Origin of the sequence: Bdellovibrio sp. HCB337, from assembly GCF_047302465.1 — a bacterium.
Classification (GTDB): Bacteria; Bdellovibrionota; Bdellovibrionia; order Bdellovibrionales; family Bdellovibrionaceae; genus JACMRP01.
Map to the genome: position 1 here is coordinate 1821428 of NZ_CP178621.1, position 16598 is coordinate 1838025.

General features: G+C 43.4%; 21 protein-coding genes. 13 read left to right on the forward strand and 8 right to left on the reverse strand.

Features of this window, described 5'->3' with window-relative positions:
• Window positions 1-4: 4 nt before the first annotated feature.
• Window positions 5-184 (reverse strand): hypothetical protein, encoded by a 180-nt coding sequence (locus tag ACLWBB_RS08840; RefSeq protein ID WP_413291263.1) that lies wholly within the window; start codon window positions 182-184, stop codon window positions 5-7.
• Window positions 185-358: 174 nt separating this feature from the next.
• On the opposite strand from ACLWBB_RS08840, the gene ACLWBB_RS08845 reads away from it, so the two are divergent.
• Both ACLWBB_RS08845 and ACLWBB_RS08850 read left to right on the forward strand, forming a co-directional pair.
• On the forward strand, window positions 359-1903 hold the full coding sequence (locus ACLWBB_RS08845) for a sigma 54-interacting transcriptional regulator (RefSeq protein WP_413291264.1): 1545 nt from the start codon (window positions 359-361) through the stop codon (window positions 1901-1903).
• A gap of 156 nt (window positions 1904-2059) precedes the next feature.
• Window positions 2060-3295, forward strand: coding sequence for a hypothetical protein (locus tag ACLWBB_RS08850; RefSeq protein ID WP_413291265.1), 1236 nt, complete (start codon window positions 2060-2062; stop codon window positions 3293-3295).
• Window positions 3296-3367: 72 nt separating this feature from the next.
• Here the strand turns inward: ACLWBB_RS08850 and ACLWBB_RS08855 are convergent, their stop codons facing one another.
• From ACLWBB_RS08855 to ACLWBB_RS08865, 3 genes are all read right to left on the reverse strand, one after another.
• Complete coding sequence (locus ACLWBB_RS08855; protein ID WP_413291266.1) at window positions 3368-4078, reverse strand: hypothetical protein; 711 nt, start codon at window positions 4076-4078, stop codon at window positions 3368-3370.
• A gap of 42 nt (window positions 4079-4120) precedes the next feature.
• Complete coding sequence (locus ACLWBB_RS08860; RefSeq protein ID WP_413291267.1) at window positions 4121-4915, reverse strand: hypothetical protein; 795 nt, start codon at window positions 4913-4915, stop codon at window positions 4121-4123.
• A 105-nt stretch (window positions 4916-5020) separates the two neighbouring features.
• On the reverse strand, window positions 5021-5620 hold the full coding sequence (locus ACLWBB_RS08865; RefSeq protein ID WP_413291268.1) for a hypothetical protein: 600 nt from the start codon (window positions 5618-5620) through the stop codon (window positions 5021-5023).
• Between the two features lie 289 nt (window positions 5621-5909).
• Here ACLWBB_RS08865 and ACLWBB_RS08870 point away from each other — a divergent pair, with 289 nt between their 5' ends.
• Window positions 5910-6452, forward strand: a complete 543-nt coding sequence (locus ACLWBB_RS08870; protein ID WP_413291269.1) for a hypothetical protein — start codon at window positions 5910-5912, stop codon at window positions 6450-6452.
• A gap of 6 nt (window positions 6453-6458) precedes the next feature.
• Here the strand turns inward: ACLWBB_RS08870 and ACLWBB_RS08875 are convergent, their stop codons facing one another.
• On the reverse strand, window positions 6459-7739 hold the full coding sequence (locus ACLWBB_RS08875) for a hypothetical protein (RefSeq protein WP_413291270.1): 1281 nt from the start codon (window positions 7737-7739) through the stop codon (window positions 6459-6461).
• A gap of 292 nt (window positions 7740-8031) precedes the next feature.
• Here ACLWBB_RS08875 and ACLWBB_RS08880 point away from each other — a divergent pair, with 292 nt between their 5' ends.
• The 4 genes from ACLWBB_RS08880 to ACLWBB_RS08895 all read left to right on the forward strand — a co-directional run bounded on the left by ACLWBB_RS08880 (window position 8032) and on the right by ACLWBB_RS08895 (window position 10397).
• Complete coding sequence (locus ACLWBB_RS08880) at window positions 8032-8940, forward strand: hypothetical protein (protein ID WP_413291271.1); 909 nt, start codon at window positions 8032-8034, stop codon at window positions 8938-8940.
• A complete protein-coding gene (locus ACLWBB_RS08885) occupies window positions 8940-9191 on the forward strand; it encodes a hypothetical protein (RefSeq protein ID WP_413291272.1) in 252 nt (83 codons plus the stop codon). The genes ACLWBB_RS08880 and ACLWBB_RS08885 overlap by 1 nt, the downstream gene beginning before the upstream one ends.
• Before the next feature lie 76 nt (window positions 9192-9267).
• On the forward strand, window positions 9268-9873 hold the full coding sequence (locus ACLWBB_RS08890; RefSeq protein WP_413291273.1) for a hypothetical protein: 606 nt from the start codon (window positions 9268-9270) through the stop codon (window positions 9871-9873).
• Between the two features lie 56 nt (window positions 9874-9929).
• Entirely contained in the window at window positions 9930-10397 is a 468-nt protein-coding gene (locus ACLWBB_RS08895; protein WP_413291274.1) for a hypothetical protein, read from the forward strand.
• Here ACLWBB_RS08895 and ACLWBB_RS08900 read toward each other — a convergent pair.
• On the reverse strand, window positions 10394-10756 hold the full coding sequence (locus ACLWBB_RS08900) for a DUF4180 domain-containing protein (protein ID WP_413291275.1): 363 nt from the start codon (window positions 10754-10756) through the stop codon (window positions 10394-10396). The genes ACLWBB_RS08895 and ACLWBB_RS08900 overlap by 4 nt on opposite strands.
• 253 nt (window positions 10757-11009) lie before the next feature.
• Between ACLWBB_RS08900 and ACLWBB_RS08905 the strand changes: the two genes are divergently transcribed.
• From ACLWBB_RS08905 to ACLWBB_RS08930, 6 genes are all read left to right on the forward strand, one after another.
• Complete coding sequence (locus tag ACLWBB_RS08905; protein WP_413291276.1) at window positions 11010-11762, forward strand: hypothetical protein; 753 nt, start codon at window positions 11010-11012, stop codon at window positions 11760-11762.
• The gene (locus ACLWBB_RS08910) at window positions 11762-12169 is read left to right on the forward strand and encodes a hypothetical protein (RefSeq protein WP_413291277.1); all 408 of its coding nucleotides are present in this window, start codon (window positions 11762-11764) and stop codon (window positions 12167-12169) included. The genes ACLWBB_RS08905 and ACLWBB_RS08910 overlap by 1 nt, the downstream gene beginning before the upstream one ends.
• 236 nt (window positions 12170-12405) lie before the next feature.
• Entirely contained in the window at window positions 12406-13149 is a 744-nt protein-coding gene (locus ACLWBB_RS08915) for a hypothetical protein (RefSeq protein WP_413291279.1), read from the forward strand.
• 61 nt (window positions 13150-13210) lie between these two features.
• Window positions 13211-13696, forward strand: a complete 486-nt coding sequence (locus ACLWBB_RS08920) for an AAA family ATPase (protein WP_413291280.1) — start codon at window positions 13211-13213, stop codon at window positions 13694-13696.
• A 294-nt stretch (window positions 13697-13990) separates the two neighbouring features.
• Complete coding sequence (locus tag ACLWBB_RS08925; RefSeq protein WP_413291281.1) at window positions 13991-15013, forward strand: HNH endonuclease; 1023 nt, start codon at window positions 13991-13993, stop codon at window positions 15011-15013.
• A 72-nt stretch (window positions 15014-15085) separates the two neighbouring features.
• Window positions 15086-15406 (forward strand): MazG nucleotide pyrophosphohydrolase domain-containing protein, encoded by a 321-nt coding sequence (locus ACLWBB_RS08930; protein ID WP_413291282.1) that lies wholly within the window; start codon window positions 15086-15088, stop codon window positions 15404-15406.
• 121 nt (window positions 15407-15527) lie between these two features.
• Here ACLWBB_RS08930 and ACLWBB_RS08935 read toward each other — a convergent pair whose 3' ends face one another.
• Both ACLWBB_RS08935 and ACLWBB_RS08940 read right to left on the reverse strand, forming a co-directional pair.
• Window positions 15528-16010 carry an N-acetyltransferase family protein gene (locus ACLWBB_RS08935; protein WP_413291283.1) on the reverse strand — a complete coding sequence of 161 codons (483 nt, stop codon included), beginning with the start codon at window positions 16008-16010 and terminating at the stop codon, window positions 15528-15530.
• 3 nt (window positions 16011-16013) lie between these two features.
• A complete protein-coding gene (locus ACLWBB_RS08940; RefSeq protein ID WP_413291284.1) occupies window positions 16014-16457 on the reverse strand; it encodes a hypothetical protein in 444 nt (147 codons plus the stop codon).
• Between the last annotated feature and the right edge of the window lie 141 nt (window positions 16458-16598).

The window sequence follows — 16598 nt, forward strand, 5'->3', positions numbered from 1 at the left end:
CCTCTTAAGAGGCAAGAGCGAGAAGAAATTCTTTTTGTTTTTTATAGGCCTTATAAAGCTCCCAATATTGTTTGAGCTTTCTTTCTTTAAGAGACATTTCTTTTTCCTCATTGGCTTCCTGCCAAAGGAAGCGAAGTTCTTGATCCATTTGTACGAACTTAGTTGAGAGTTCTTGGTTATTCATAAAGACCTCCTTGTAAGATCCTGTATGCAAACTTATAGAGCGAATATCGGGCCAACTTGCAAGGTGTTGAAAAGACATAGGTCTTAAAATGAAACGCCCACCGCGATTGGCATATTATGGGAAAGTAGAGTTGGCAGCCTCCAAAAGTTGGCGGCACCAACCGATACGTTAGGCATGTCAAAAGCCGTCGATATTTTAAAGTTTATAGGTAGTTCCGCTCAGGTCCTTTTTGAGAAACACGAAGCCGAAGGTCTTATAGCAAGAATTTTGGATCTTTGTATTCAAGCTACGGGGGCTGATCGCGGGACCTTGTTTTTTGATCCTCAGTTTCAGCGTGAGCTGCACCTGAAGTACCTGAATAGCTATATAGCAACAGGTATCCGCAATCAAACGATCATGATCAATACGGATCAAGGGATCGCTGGTAAAGTATTTCGCAGTCAAAAGAGTCATTACACTAATAATGCTCTTCAGGACCCTGACTTTTACGAAGGGGTGGATTCGAAGACTGGCTATAGAACTGAAAAGCTTTTGGCAGTGCCGCTGCATTGGCAAGATGGCAAAGTCATGGGAGTCATCGAAGTTCTGAACAAACAAGATGGCGACTTTGATGCCAATGACCAACACGCACTAGAAGCGCTTTCGATGCTTGCAACTATTGCGTTTGATAACTTCGAGCTTCATCAAAAAAGTGAAGATTCTGAATCAGCTTTAGAGCACAGGAAAAACATCTGGCGAAAAAGCATTGCTTCTGTCAGTTTGAAATCAAAATCTGCGGAACTTCAAAAAATCTACGATCACATCGGTGACTTCGGCCGTTCGGATTCTAATATCCTGATCACAGGGGAAAGCGGCTGCGGTAAAGAGGTCATTGCGCGCCTAGCGCATCATCACTCGGATCGTAAAGAAGGTCCTTTTATTGCCATCAACTGTGCAGCTATCCCAGAGTCCTTGTTTGAAGCTGAGCTCTTTGGCGTAGTTAAAGGTGCTGCAACCGGAACGATGCCTCGTCAAGGGCAGATCGAGCTTGCACACAGAGGAACTTTATTCTTGGATGAAATCGGCGAGATGCCGATTGAAATGCAAGCCAAGCTTTTGCGTGTTTTGCAAGAGCGTAAAGTGCAGCGTTTGGGCTCGAATGAGCCGCCACGCTCGGTGGATTTCCGCTTGGTATGTGCAACCAACAAGAACATTGAACAACAAATTCAAAATGAAAAGTTCCGTGAGGATCTTTATTACCGCATCAACGTGGTGAATTTGGTTCTTCCGGCTCTTCGTGAAAGAAAAGGGGATATCCCTGACTTGTCGGCCGTGATCCTTGAACAACTTCATCAAAAACGTGGCTGGAAAAGACGCGCTATCAGCAATGAAGCGATGGAACGAATTATAGATTACAATTGGCCGGGAAATATTCGTGAGCTTGAAAACAAACTTGAAGCGGCCTGCCTATCAGCTGCTGATCGTATCGAGCTTCTGCCAGAGGATTTTCAGTTTAAAAACCGTCCGAGCCTCTCTGTGGTCTCATCGGCTCCGGTCAGCTCTGAGGACCCATTCAAGCGCTTTGAGACCATGAGCCTGAAAGAAGCCCGCGAGGTCTTTGAGGGCGAAATGATCAGTAGAGTGATCCAAAACTCATTAGGTAATAAATCAGAGGCCGCACGACGTCTTGGTTTATCGCGCGAGGGTCTCAGAAAGATACTCACTAAGAAGGCCGCGTAGTCGGTTCCTCCAAAAGTGGTCGCCAACTTTCCAACTGGAGTTGGCGACTCAGAATAAGACCTCAGTTAAATCAATCACTTAAAAGTTGGCCGGCCTCTTGCTCCTTGTGAAGGTGAACGCAAACGTAATTGTGTTCTAACTTAACAAGGAGTTTATATGTACGTTAAAGACTTAAATAAAATGTTAGCAGTAGCGGCTCTTCTTTGTGCCTCGGCTCTTACAGCTTGTACCCCTAAGGTAGAAGTTGAAGAGACAGCCCCAGAATCAGAAGAAGTATCTGCAGAGAAACCTTCAACAGTTATGGGCGTTGTTAAAGACGTTATCGTTGTTGTTGGTAATGGTCTTGTTAGCTATGAACAAAGCCAGAGCCAAAAGGTTCAAGGCAAAGTCTCTGCACAAAATCTGATTGCAGATCATTTGTGTAATGAAAACGCAATGCCACTGAATGAAGATGGCAGCTATATGGACAGCCAAGGACCTGATTATCCATCAAGATTGTTCTATTGTAAGCTTGCTAAGGACACTGGTTCTCCAGAAGCTGTTCCGGGAGCATTAAGACAGATCAAATCTATCTCATGTGCTGTTGAAAAAGCGGGTGTGATTTATGACGATCAATCACGCCAAACAGTCGTAAAGATGGATACACGATGCTTTACTCAAGAGCAATTGGATATGATGGGTGTGAATCCAACTATGACGGTTACGATTCGCGCTTCAAAACCAGCTTTCTTTAACTCTTACTATGACACTGGGATTTCTATCATTTCTCCAGAGTTTGGTGAGTACAGATTGGCGGCAAAAATATCTGGTACAAAAGTGGAGTTCTTAACTTCTGAAGACCAGACTGCACTTAGCCCTGACAAAACAGGTTCATTTGCAGCAAGTTATGACATTCTTTCTGGTGAGTTGCGTTTTGAATCTCGCTCTGACCGTTTCTTGTGTGCTGAAAACAGCTCTTGCGGTTGGTCTCGCCATGATAGAATTCTTGCAACAGTTGCTATGAGCGGTGGAGTGATCACGGGTGTTTCAAATGTTGAAGGTATTTCTGCAGACGTTTACGATTCTAGAAACGGTACTTACTCTGCGCGTACTTCAACGATCAAGGGTGACCTTGCAAGTGGTTTGAAAGCTCGTTACTTCCATGTCCAAAACACGAATGTGAGTGCGGATTTGGGCGATGCTTCGAAGTACTCAGAGGTTGTAAATAACCGTTGCTACACGAATGCTTCAGACCAAGCAAACTGCGGCGTTAACACGGGTATCGACTTCCCAGCGAACGGAGCTTACAAGTTCGGTTTGCACCCAAGTACAAACGCAATCTTGTCTTTGGATTGGGCAGCTCAACTTCAAGGTTTGCAGTTTAACTCTGTAACAATGGACAATGTTCAGTAATGATAAGAGCCAAGGAAGGTTCTAAAGCAGGGGTGGAGAAATCCACCCCTATTTTTATTGTATTTTAGCGCCTTACTTTACGCAGCTAGGAGTGCTACCTACGTAGGTTTTTTTGACCTCAGGAGTTGATGGCTGGCGACCTGAAGTCAGCATCGACGCTGTGAGGCCTGTCGCAGCTTCAAGGCTCGACGCGAAATTCTCCTCACGAAGAGTAAATATCACCTGATCCGCGCCGCGAAGGGATTTGGTGGGGTCGATAATAAAGACCTGATCCTCGTCGATCACAAAGAGTGGCTGGCGTTGATAGTTTTTCTCAAAGAAATTTTGCAGCTGAGAGAATTGTGCAGGTTCTACTTGGGTCCTTACGATCCCGATGAAATGACGCTTGTAAGGATTGCAGATTTCATCGGCCTCAAGCAAAAAACGTTGAGCTCTGGCGGGTAAATAATATTGATAGTTTTCGATCGGCCATGAAGTTTTGGTTTTTGGATCGTATTGAAAATCTAAGAAAAGAATTTTACCAGATTTAAGTTGATAGTAACCATCCAGAATATACCAAGATCTACCAGAGGCCGTGCTTTCGAAAAGCGCCAAAGTATAGTGAGATGTCATTCCTGCGATGTCTTCGTTGGTTTCGTTTTGAATGAACTCAACGACTGCCTGATCTATTTCTGCGTGAGGAACTTCTTTGGCGTATGTTTGGAGATCATCATATTGATTTGCAAAGCAAAGAGATGCCATTGAAAATGCAATTCCAAAAGTTAACGCCCAAGCCGACTTCATATGCCCCTCTATATTAAGATTGAGAACTCGCATTGAGATCTTTTATTTAAGGACGTTGCAAGAATATTTGTGGGAATAGATTTTCTTGCATGATGCAAGACCCTTTTGGCAGGAGTCAACGCTGAGTTGCCCGCGCTTAAGGTCCAAGGAATAAGTCGTGATTTCGTCCTTACTCCAAGATTGATCCAAGCGGGTGTTGAACTCAATCATTTTTGAGTCCATTTTTACAACTTTACCACTATAGACGCGTTGGTCACCGGGGCCTTCCATTTTTTTAGTCTGTAGGTTGTAAATGAGACCCTCGGGAGAATAAAAGTGCGAGGGTTTATGCATAGAGATTTCAGCAGTACGATACTGCATTCTTGCAATGCCATCAGCATCCTTCCAGAGAGAGACACAGATGTTACGCATTGCGACTCCGGCTTCATGGTGTGGTCCTGCATCGCAAAGAATGAGTTTCTGTAGTTTTGTTCCTGGGGTATAGGACTTTCTTTGTTCGGTCAAACGTTCACAAAGAGAAGAAATAAAGTGCGGGTAGCCCTGTGGAACTTGCGCTTGCGGCAAAGCGGTTTTGAAGCACTTCAAGAAATAAGGCACATCACTTTGAATGTTCACAAGGTCATTGCAAATTCCAGCGACGGCTTCTTCGATGGGAGTGTTATCTTCTACTTGTTCTATGCCTTGGCGCCAGCAAAGTAGACGGGCGAGGGAATCCGTATTGACCAGGTCGCAGGCGGATTTGATTGCGTGATTTTCCTGTTCGGAGATGTTCGCAAAAGCCGGTAGGGTTGTAAAAACTATGAGGCCTAAGGTGCAAATTTTTAAAGAAAGATTCATGTAAGTACTCCTTCATGAATCTTTACGACACTACACTTATTTTTGCATGTCCACTGCAAAATCAGGAATGAGGCGAAAACGCCGTGGCTTTTCTTAGCAGTATTGTTATTTTAGAATCGAATACTCATAAGAGGTTGGTTCACCAGAGCTTGTTTTTGAAGCGATCTGATAGAGACCTTTCTTGATAGATTTACCCATACCGTCTGTATTGAGATTGCCCTTTCCGAACTTTTTATAGTTCTTAGTGCAAGTGACGTCTTTCATATCGCAGAAAAGTTTTAAAATTCTTGGAGCATCCGTATTCAATGTGGATTCTGGAAACTTTTGCAGAACAGACAGATACTCAAAACATCCAGCTCTTCTATTGGCAGGAGTTTCTTGTGTAGATTCGCATTTTGCTAAGAAAGCTTCTGGTGAACGTGCGGCATCTTCCTTTGCAGCGTTAAATATGGCGTCAGAGAGTTCTGTCGGCGTCTTCCAGCAGGTCACCTCTGAAGTGTTTCCGTGACACTCGACATTCCAGCAGCGGCCAGAAGCGTCGCAGTAGTCCGGTGAATCGACAATACTCTTGTGGCCATCTTTCATATAGCTGTAAGCGTTCGGACGATCTTTATAAAACTGTGTGGTTTCTTCAGGTGTCATTTGTATCATCTTTGATGTGCAGGCAGTGAGCAAAGCTAAAGACAAAAAGGCGATGAATTTCATGATTGGTCCCCCCGGAACAAATACTTCTAGGGCTGTTTACAAGGGAGGAGAAGGTTTGTCTAGAAAACTGTTTTGGTAGTTAAGTCTTTTGAGCGGGCTCACGCCTTCTTCATAGATGGTGTCAAAAAGTCCTGTTTGAAAATTGAAGGTGTTCTCAGCCGAGAGTGACGAAGTGTCGACTTGTTTGACATCGTTTTTTATTCAGATCCAATATAGGCAAGTCTGTAGTGGTGCATTTCTTGGACTAGGTCTGTCGGTGCAAAAACTAAAAACTAGAAAGGACCTAGTTATGAAAAATATCGTATCATTCTTATTTGCCATTAGCGTGTGTGCAGGAGCTCAGGCAGCACAAACAATCAATGTGTCTGGAAAGCTTCAAAATTCGACTTCTAAAGACGCTGTTGTTGCATTCTATGCAGAGTATGAAGCGACCAGTTCACTTCCGACTTGCAAAACTTATAGTCTTCCAGAGTTGGAATTTAGAAGCCGTCCAAAAATAAAACAACGTCTTCATTTTATGGCAGGAAATAACTTCCAAGCGGAAATCCCTGCAGAGTTTGGCGTTTGTAATTATAAGATCACTTCTGCGGGAGTCATCGTTTTGAGTCCTGAAATCATCAAAAGCATGTTAAGCCAAGGTGCAGAGCAAGCTGAAGATAACGTCATTGAATTTAAAGGCGGATTGTCAGGCATTGCGCGTCTTAAGGGTGGAGAGCAAAAAAGCAATACTTTGAATTGCGCATGGGACCACGCTTATAGTGCTAATTGTGATTCTGAAGAAATCGTGTCGAACGGTTCTTCGATTCAGGTGAATGTAAATCTTAAAAACTAGATAAGTCTATTTGATGTAACTAGCATTGCGGGTGGCTTCGATCATGCGGGATTTTGGAATCCAGGCATGTCCGCCATCCGCTTCAAATTCTGGTGATTCTGGTCGCCATTCTTTTCCGTAAGAGTTCTTTAATAAATACTCACACTGACCGGTTTTTGTATTCATGCGACGACCTACAAGCAGGCTTGAGTGATAGGCTGTGCCAGTCGGGCTATAAGCGTCTACGAAGAAATCCGCGTTGTAGCCGATCTCTACCGGAGTTTTCTTACTTAAGAGTTCATCAATTTTATGGCCGAACTTCTTGGTATTCGTTTTTGTAAAAAACGTCATTTCTAAATCATCTGTGCGAATACGATTGCTGCAGTTTTTGTTCACGAGCGAAGTCAGGTAAGTCGCTCGATTGGATTTCTTCAAAGTTTCAATGAATTGTTCTTTGCTTAAATTTGGAAAGAGGGCACGAGCTTTGGTAATAAACTCCTCTCGGGCGATTTCACTACGAAGAGCTTTTTTCCCAAGGCGGTCGAGCGCTGCCAATGGAACGTTGGTGTAAATACCTTTAAAGCCTTCACTGGGTAAGTCTTTCTCAAGGCAAAATCCTTTGGCTTTAGCGGCACGAAAAGAGAACGTCGTAAAACCGATATTTGTGATTAAATCCTGGGTGACTCCGACCATTCGGAAGAGGTCATAAAATTCATTGTCAGCGTAGGCAAATGCAACACCTGCTGCCGAGACCTGTTGGTCAATGCGGTAAGAGACCATGTTAGCAACAGTAAAGGCATAGCACCAGCCATCAGTGCCTTGGTTAAAAACAGGGCCGCTTTTATCGCGTAAGTCGATGTTCGTGCAGGTTTTGGATTCTTCGGCATAAGACTGCGCGGCTTGCTTTTTGACCTTCTTGAGAAACTTCTCTGTGCGAACGGCAGGGCGCGAGTCATTTCCTTCGGTCAGGTATTTTTTGTAAGCTGCAAGTCTTTCGTCAACTTTGCCACTCGTAGAGTAAAGATCCAGAATAAATTCCTGGCGAACGATTTCTTCACGACGATTTTTTTCTAAAGCTTGGTCGTAGATGGCATCAGTAAGTCCCAGCGTGCGCAGATTCATCTGACAGCGATTCACCAGAGCTTTTGCTTCATGAATTTTAGGGCTCATATCGATGTTGGAAGACTTATCGCCGAAGATAGCAAGGTTCAAATGTCGAAGGTCTTCTTTGGCATTGTCGCAAGAAGAGGTTGCAGAGGTCCAGGCCATGGCAGGGGTCAATAGCATCACAAGAATGAGCTTTTTCATAAATTCACTTTGCCGAGCATTTCCGAATAGGAAAAGGGATTTTGGATTCGCTAGACTCTAGATTGTTCCACTAGGCCCTGTTTTTAGAAGAGGTTTTCTTGTCGTGTGGTCGCAGGCAGTATATTGCGAACTTCCCAAAATATGTAGATTCGCTGAAGTAGTTGTGGTCATAGAGCATGGCGGACCTGAGAGTCGTCGCTGATCCAAGGTCTATTTTATTTTTATCTCAAGGTATTTATATTTAAGTCGACTCAATCTCCACTGAGAATAGAGGTATACCTGTGAGGTTTTGATGAAGTATTCCTTGGGAACGGTCTTGATTCTAAGTTTAACTGGGATTCAGCAGGCTGCAGCTTGTGGCTATCAAATCGGAGCTATCCAACCTGGTAATAAAACTGTCTCCATAGAGCTTAATGAGCCAGGGGTTGGAAAACGCTGGGCCATCGAGGATGATGGTATGTTGGTGATGTCTATTGCTTTAGCTCACTGTAACCAAAAACTTCCAGATGAAACTGTGCCGGTAGAGGGTACAGTCGACGAATGTATTTATTCTACTCAAAGTAGAGCGCGTATAAGCATGGACGCAATGGTTTCTCAGCACAGCTCTTTGGCTACGATGGAAGCCCGCAAGCGTTCTGTCGATCTTGTTAAAACTGCCTGTGGTGTAGATCTTTACACTTTAAAAAAGACCATTGAAGAAAGAGTCAATAAAGAACCCTTGGCTTGTCGCAAAGACGTCAGCGGTCTTGTGAAAAAAGCAGCTATTCGTTCTAAAGAATTTTTGGCAGAACAAAACGACCCGACATATCTTAGCGGACTTAACCTCTCTGAAGCCCAGAAGCAAGAGCTGCTCGAAAGACTTAAGAGAGATGACGAGCTCGTGCAGAAAATGGCTCAGATGTTTGCTCAGACCTCAGCTACAAACGGCGAGTTTAAGCCTTTAATGATGCAGTTTAAGAGCATTGTTCAATCTCGAGCTTATTCTCTTGCGGAGCATCCGGAAGAGCCGCCTTCTTCTCATAATTTGGAAGGCCTTGATGGCATTTTGATGAGTATGGGGGCTAGGCTTCCTTATGTGCCGCAGTCGAGATGTTCATTCCCACTGGCAGATTCGGTAATTGCTGGTTTAAAAGATATCGAATGGAAACCACGCACAATGGGAAGAGTGCCAGAAGCACCTCGCCAAGAAGGATCTAGATAATGAATAAGCTGTCTAAAATAATTCTCTTGGTTCTTCTTATGGGTGCTTCTGCTTTTGGTACTGCTCTTTTAGAGGTGCAGGGAAAAGTTTTGCGTATTGAAAAAGGGCAGGCGGTAATTAAGTCAGATAAAGAAGAAGTCCGCCTTAACCTAAAACGTCTTACGAAGAAAAACCGTACGTTGGTCATGAACGCCAATGGCTCGGACAAGATCATCACGATTCAAATTTCGCCAGAAACTCTCAAGAAATAACCGGAAGAGTCCTTTGTACTCAGGACGCATATAATCTGGCCTTTATATAAATCAAATATTGTTTTTTAATGTTTCCATGACTATTTACGGAAGAATTGAGCTCCCACTAAAAATTGAAGAAGCGTATCGACACCTTCTTGAATCAGTAAGAAAAGATGAAGGAGCTAAAATCACGATCAAAGATGAAGTTGGTGATCTTGGCAAGGGCACGATCATCGAACAAGAGTATGCGCACCGAGGGAAGAAGCAGGTTTTTAAAACAGTCATTACTGAAAACATTCGTCCTCACACATTGAATCAAGCAAGCGTTGGCGCTGATATAGAGGTGAGCTACGATATTCATCTGAAAGAGCTCGGGGATCACACTCTGTTAGAAAGTCAGACGACCTTTCATCTCAAATTCAATTTTCAATCTTTCAAGCTTTTGCTTTTTTCTACAAGATATATTCGCGCAAGACACTACTGGGATATTGTTTGGTGGGGTTCTCTTTTTCAGAACAAAAAACTCAAAACGAAGTACTGGTGTCGGATTTGGGGAGTCACCAACCACGCGGTAACGACGCCTCTTTGGGTAGGGCTGTTCTACATTATTTTCCTTTTTGTTGGATATCTGAATCCAGACCTCTCGGCATCCGAGGACGCTTCGCCAACTGGTGAGGAACACCTGCAAACCGAGGAGTGATCTTGGTTTGTCGAAGCTCATATTGATCTTTTAGGGCCCGTCTTTATGATGGGGCCATGAAAAATAAAATCTTTGTTCCAATGTTCGTGTTTGGTTTATCAATAATATTGCCAGCAACCTTTGTGGCGGCAGCGGAAGTGCAACCTATCCATCTTGAAAAACTCGATGAAAACACCGACTTTCAGATCGGGTGTAGCTGTGCGATCAGCAACAAGCTGGGTGAGTACTTAGTGTTCAGCGAGCCCGAGGCCAATGCTCCAGCCATTGTTCGTATTGATGGCGTAAAGAAAGAACTTAAAGCAGTTTCGTCTACCCAAAAATCACGGACGCCTCGACTTGGAGATCGCTTTTATAAAACCTATAGCCTTGGCAAGATAAAGATGCGAGTCAATTACAACACCACTTTTGTATGCTCAGCGCCCGATAACTCTTGTGAGGTCACTCGCTATTCGGTTGATATCCGTTTGGAAGAGGGAAAACGTAAAAACGTTCTTACAGACTTGCTAGGCGAGTGTGGTTGTTAAACCGCAAAAAGCTTCTGTTTGGCACTTTCAAGGTCTTCGACAAAGAAGGCGTGGCGCCCACGGTTGCTTTCGATAAGAAAAGCCCGAAGGCTATCGCTTTTGATATTCTGGAAGTCGCCAACAACAGCGAATTGTATTTTATAGTTCACGAATTTTTGTAAGATATCACCCGCGATCCCGGTTTTCAGATCGAAAAATGCGGGTGAGATATTTTCTTTATGCAAAATAATCTTACGGTCCTCGGGATCTGGCAGGTTGTAGAGCAAATCCAAAGCATCCTGAGCAGTCTTGATAAGGACTTCGTCAGAAATCAATTCAATAATACGTTGATCACCTTGTTGGTGTAGGACTGTTTGCATATTGGCTGCTCGTTGTTGCAAATAATAATCGTCTTGCAAGTGTCAGCTTAGAAATTTCCAGACGGGGAAGCAAGCAAAGAGTCAAAGAAGGTTCAAGATAGACATGCTCAGAGACAAAATCTCGGTACGAGACAAGAGGTTCAAATTTGTCGAATGTGACATACGGTGAAAAGTACCTGATCACATTAACCTCATCAAATCTATCGTGTGGCCACAAGAGGCGGCCTCACTCTTGCTCTAACTATACTCTGGTATGACTACAAAAATTAAACGGACTCTGTTCCCACTTATTACATCAATGATACTAGCGCCGCTGGCTCACGCTAGACTCAATCGGTGCTCGGCATCGATTGCAGCGACGACGACCTATTATACGCCTTCAGCAAAGGTTATTTGTAATTCGAATCGTCCGTGTGACGAGTTTAAAGAAATCGTTAATACACAAGGCTCAGGCACGCTCGGAAACGGCAAGATCTATACGCATACAGGTCAAACTGTCGATATAGGTGATTGTAAAACCACCAAAGGTAAAGGCAACACCTGCCTGATTCCGTATATCTCTGTCGCTGCAGATCTTGCGTACAACGAGCTCGGAACTATCATAGAAGTTCCGCATTTAAAGGGTAAGGTAGTCAATCTTGGTAACGGCAAAACGATGAGGCATCCTGGCTATTTCATCGTCGACGATAAGGGTGCGAGCACTCACGTAGTGGGAGAAAATCGTTTTGACGTCTACACCGGTCCTTACGTGCCAGATGATCCAAACAATTCTTTTGGCTATGAGGCGGCACCTGACATGCAAATGGCGGCCGAGAATCAGTGTGGGGCTCATAAGACCTTTAAAGTTCTCGAGATGGGCAGCGCAAAACGCAGAGAGGCTCAAATAGCTATCAATAATGCTCTTCGTGCAGCGGGCGAAGATCCTGTGTATGCCGTCAACAGCACCTCGTCATCGTCCTCGTCTTCTTTTGAGAATCCATTTGGTCCAAGTTCGGGAGCTCAATAGTGAAACTTTTTGTGGCTTTTCTTCTGAGTATTGGTTTTGTGCATTTCGCAAAGGCTGTAGAGCCTGCAAAGAGCATTGATATGTCAAAGCCGCCGTTCTGGTTGTCTTCTTACGATGAAATGAACCGCCTTAGAAAAAGCCAAAAAGCGTTTCTGATTGGCAAGCTCGCACCGGTTTTCGAAAAGACTCCGGCATTAAAAGAATTCACTCAAAATAAATTGCTAGAGGTCATCAAAGATCCGGATCGCTGGAGTGATCTCCGCCTGAAAGTTTATACCTATTGCGCAGATCCCGCAGCACTCAAGACCTGCCAGAACCTTGCAGATATTCGCTTAGAAACCTTCGACGTCGATGCAATCACTCAGATTGAACCCAAGTCCTCGTCAAAATCAGATAAGAAAAAATGAGCAACCTCAATTCAATTTTAGCGAACGCGGGTGAGTGTGCATTGCGATTTCTAATAATGAGCACTAGTACTTGCCTTTTTACTTTGTAAGCCTTTAATTTGGCCCGGGATTTGTACCCTCTCTCTCCGTGATTCCACGGGGAGCTTAAGCTCCTCATAAACGTGAACTGAAAGCCCTGCGCATGTCCAAATTTTGGCCATGGACGCCGCAAAGGGGCTTTTAGAGAGGACATATCCATGAACTACCGTATCCTTATCTTAACTGCGATGCTCGCCGTAACCCTTCAGGCCTGCCAAGGCTCTAAAGGAAGAAACGAGAAGAAGGCAAGAAGCAACAACACCACAGCGGGCGGTGCTAACAAGACAAACGCAGACGGTACACCTATCTCTGGGAAATCAGCTCTGGACCTCAAAGGCGAGTGCACAAATCCAATTGCGATGACGGTTCAAGCCGGCGAAAAAGAAATTAAAATGGAAGACCTCGTCAGCGGCAAAGACGGTTCTTACCAATTGATCGCGACAGAATACTTTGCAGCACTTGAAAACTCTAAAGGTGAGGCTAACAACATCCACTTCTTAGGCAGTGAAATCACCAATGACGAGAACATCAAAGAAGCAACAACCAGTGAAGATAAAATCGAAGTTCTCTGTGCGACAGAAGCAAAAGAAGGCGAAGATCTGAATCTGTCTGGCAATCTCGATATTCCAAACGCGTTTGATACAAAAGATGGCTCTGTTCGCTTTTATCGCCACGATGATGTGAAAATCGTTAATGGCAAAGCCACACTTGCTTCGGTGATTGCGCCAAAAACAGCGAAGATCCAAGACGGCAAAGGCGAGAAAAAACCACAAGGCCTAAAAATTCTCTTAGTTCAAAAAGACAACTCGGACATCACTCTTAAAATGCAATACGACTCTGTGGATCGTCAGCAAAAAAACATGTCTATTATCATGTCTGCGACTTACAGCCTCAAAAAATAACCTTCGAGCAAAAAAGCACTGATTCAAAATCAGTGCTTTTTGCTTTTAGAAAACGAATCGTATGAATCCAAATTCTCCATTAACAGTTTATGCCATGGTCGGTCCTATGGGATCTGGTAAGACCACCTTGGCTTTAAAAATCGCCAAAGAGCAAAATGCACTTTTTCAATCTCTCGATGGAACTATCAAAAGCCTAAATCAACCCATAGGGGATTTGAACGGGTACGAAAAATTGATGCCGATGGCTTTAGATATTATGTATGCGAAGGCGTTGGAAGCACTTAAGAGTGGTCGGTCTGTCGTTTTTGATGTTGGACGCTGGCCCTGGCTCATGGAACTCGCAGATGCCGCGGATGCAAAGGTTGAGATTTATTACTTTGAAATATTAGCTGAAGAAAGATGGCGCCGAGTTCAACAGCGGAATAATGAAAAACCCGAGAACGTTTACCACTTTACTATGAGTAAAGAAGAATTTGATGCTCAAAATCCCCATCGTCAACAACCGCCTCCCATGCCGGGTCTGAAAGTGATAAAAATCACTGATTAGTTCACTTGGTAAGTATTTACATAAAACTGCTTAGCGCAGAAGCGGTATGTTATAAGTTATAAATTTAAAAATGCAATTGACAGGGTTTTTGTATTTCACAAAAGGGCGCTGTTAAATTTTTTTCCGTTGTACGAGAGACCTCTCGTGAGAAAAATTGAAACCTCATGTAGAGGATTCTAGAAGTTTATAGAAGGCGTTTTAGGTCTCGATTGAATGCATCTAGCTCTTACAAAAAACCTCAAAATCAGGTTTTAAAGCCCATGGTAGAACTCTCTCAAATTAAGGAGAAAGCCCATGGACCTCATGAAAATTTCAAATCAAGAATTACTTCTTCGTCTTGAGAAGCTTTCAAAGACTGAGAGAAAAATCACGCACTTAGTTCTTTGGAACATCAACGAGATTGAGTCTCGTAAGCTTTATGCAGATCTTGGTTTTGGTTCTATGTATGAGTATCTGACAAAACATCTTGGCTATGGTGAAAGTAGTGCTTACCGAAGAATTCAGTCGGCGCGTCTTTTAAAACAAATTCCCCATTTAGCAGAGAAAATTGAAGAGGGTTCTTTGAATCTAACCCAACTTACGCAAGTGCAAAAATGTCTGAAAGAAGAAAAGAAAATGGGTGCCCCAATTGATTTGCCCAAAACTCTAGAGATTCTAGAAAAGATTGAAAATAAGTCTAGCTTGGAGACTCAAAAGGTTCTTGCTATAGAGTTTAACCAGCCGATTCACATGCATGAAGTGGCAAAACCCCAACGAGACAATAGTACTCGTCTTGAAATTACCTTCACTGGAGAACAAATGAAAACGCTCACGGAAGCTAAAGAGCTTCTATCCCATACATTGCCAGAAAGCTCGTGGGCCGAGGTCATAACATTCCTTGCAAAGAAGCAGATCGAAAAAGTAAAGGGGAAGTATGATCGAGCTGTTTCAGATTTGAAAAATACTTCAAACAGAAAAGGTAACATAACTTTGCAAGTTGAATCAGTTCAGACAAGAAATCCTAAAAGTGCATCCAGAGGTTCGATTTCAACGCAAGGTTTCTTCATTAAGCAGAAACGTGAACATATCCGACTGACAACAAAAAGAGAGCTGCATCAGAGGGCGAACGGTTGTTGTGAATATCAAGACCCAGTTAGTGGCACTAAGTGTGACAGTCGCTACCAGCTGCAAGTCGATCATTGTATTCCGCTAGCTCGGGGTGGAACTCATGATCTCGAAAATCTTCGTCTTCTTTGTCGAACACATAACTTGCTAGCCGCTCGGCAGTGGGGATTGCGGCGTGTGTTTTCTGAAGTCAACATACTGCCGAAAACCTGACTGATGAGTGGAAAGTAACTATTTGGTTTTGAGCTTCTTGCCAAACAGACAAATCTATAGAAGCATTCAAAAATGGAAAAAACCGAAACGTTTGAAAAGCTAGTATTTATTGTTGAGCATCTTGAACGGGTATTTCCCAATGGAAATTCACCGTTTCAAATAATCACCAGACTTGCCGAGGAATGTGGAGAGCTTGCAAGTGCTGTCAATCATTTCGAAGACGTTGGTGTTAAGCGTACTAAGCTAGGAGAGCCCAACCCGAAAGAATTAGCAAAAGAAGTTCAAGATGTCATGAGATGTGCCATTCAAATTGCTCGACATTACAAAATCGAAAAAGAGCTTAATGATTCAATTAATGAGTATTACGAAAAAGCAGTAAGCGCAAGAAGGTGATTTCTATCCCTGTTTTCTAAAACAACTCTTAATCAAAAAGGTTCTGACTAAAAATCAGAGCCTTTTTATTATGGCGCCAGAGCCTGAATCTCTACGTATGCGAAAATCTGTCTTGGAGAGGCTATTTATTTGCAGCAAAGTTTTTTAGCTTTTCCCCAGTTAGTCGATACATCGTCCATTCATCCATAGGACCCGCACCGATACTCAAGTAAAAATCAATAGCCGGTTTGTTCCAATCAAGAACGGACCACTCAAGACGACCGCAGTTTCTTTCGACCGCAATTTGTGCAAGCTGCTTGAGCAAACCTTTGCCAACACCATGACTGCGAAGGGTCGGGAGGACAAAAAGATCTTCCAAGTAAATCCCCGGACGACCCAAAAATGTAGAATAGTTATGAAAGAACAGCGCAAAGCCTGCGGGTTGTTTGTTCCATTCCGCAATCAAAACTTCTGCTTTTGGCTGGGCGCCAAAGAGAGTTTCTTTCAGAAGCTCTGGTGTTGCCACGACCTCATGCGCGAGTTTTTCGTACTCAGCTAGTCCTTTGATAAATTCAAGGATGAGGGGGCAGTCTTTGGCTTCGGCTTTTCGAATATTTAGTGACATTTGCTATGTATCTCTTTGGTTCTTTTTTGCTAAAATCTGCTCTGCAATCTTTGGGTGCTTAGATTGCAGCCTTTTGAATAATGGAGAGCTTTGCCAGTCGGATTTTTTATCAAGCCAAGAAGTTACCTTGTTTAGTAAATCCGAATCATCTGCGGGTAAAAAAGACGGACGTGTTGGATACTTATGTAAAAACAATCTGCGGGTTTTGGATATTTCCTGAATATATTCCCAAGAGTTTTCAACTACGACTTCTTTCAGGGGAACAACACTTTCTTTGCATACTGCCTCCATGTAATTGAAGGAGGTGAATTTCTCTGGTGGAAGATAATAAATTGAGCCTTTACCTTGAGGGAAAATTGCCTCAAAGGCATTGGGGTATCTTTCGACGAGGTGAAAATCCCCATAAGAATGAATCTGCGCAAAATCAAGATCATCCCACTTTGCCAAGTATGTGCATGCGATTTCAATAAAGGGAGTCGCATAAACCCAATTCATTCCATGAGTAGAAACGCTAGGGGACAGAACCGACAGTCCTTGCTGGGGGCTTCCGTGAAAGACTTCTTGCACACTTGTTAAATCGAACTCTTC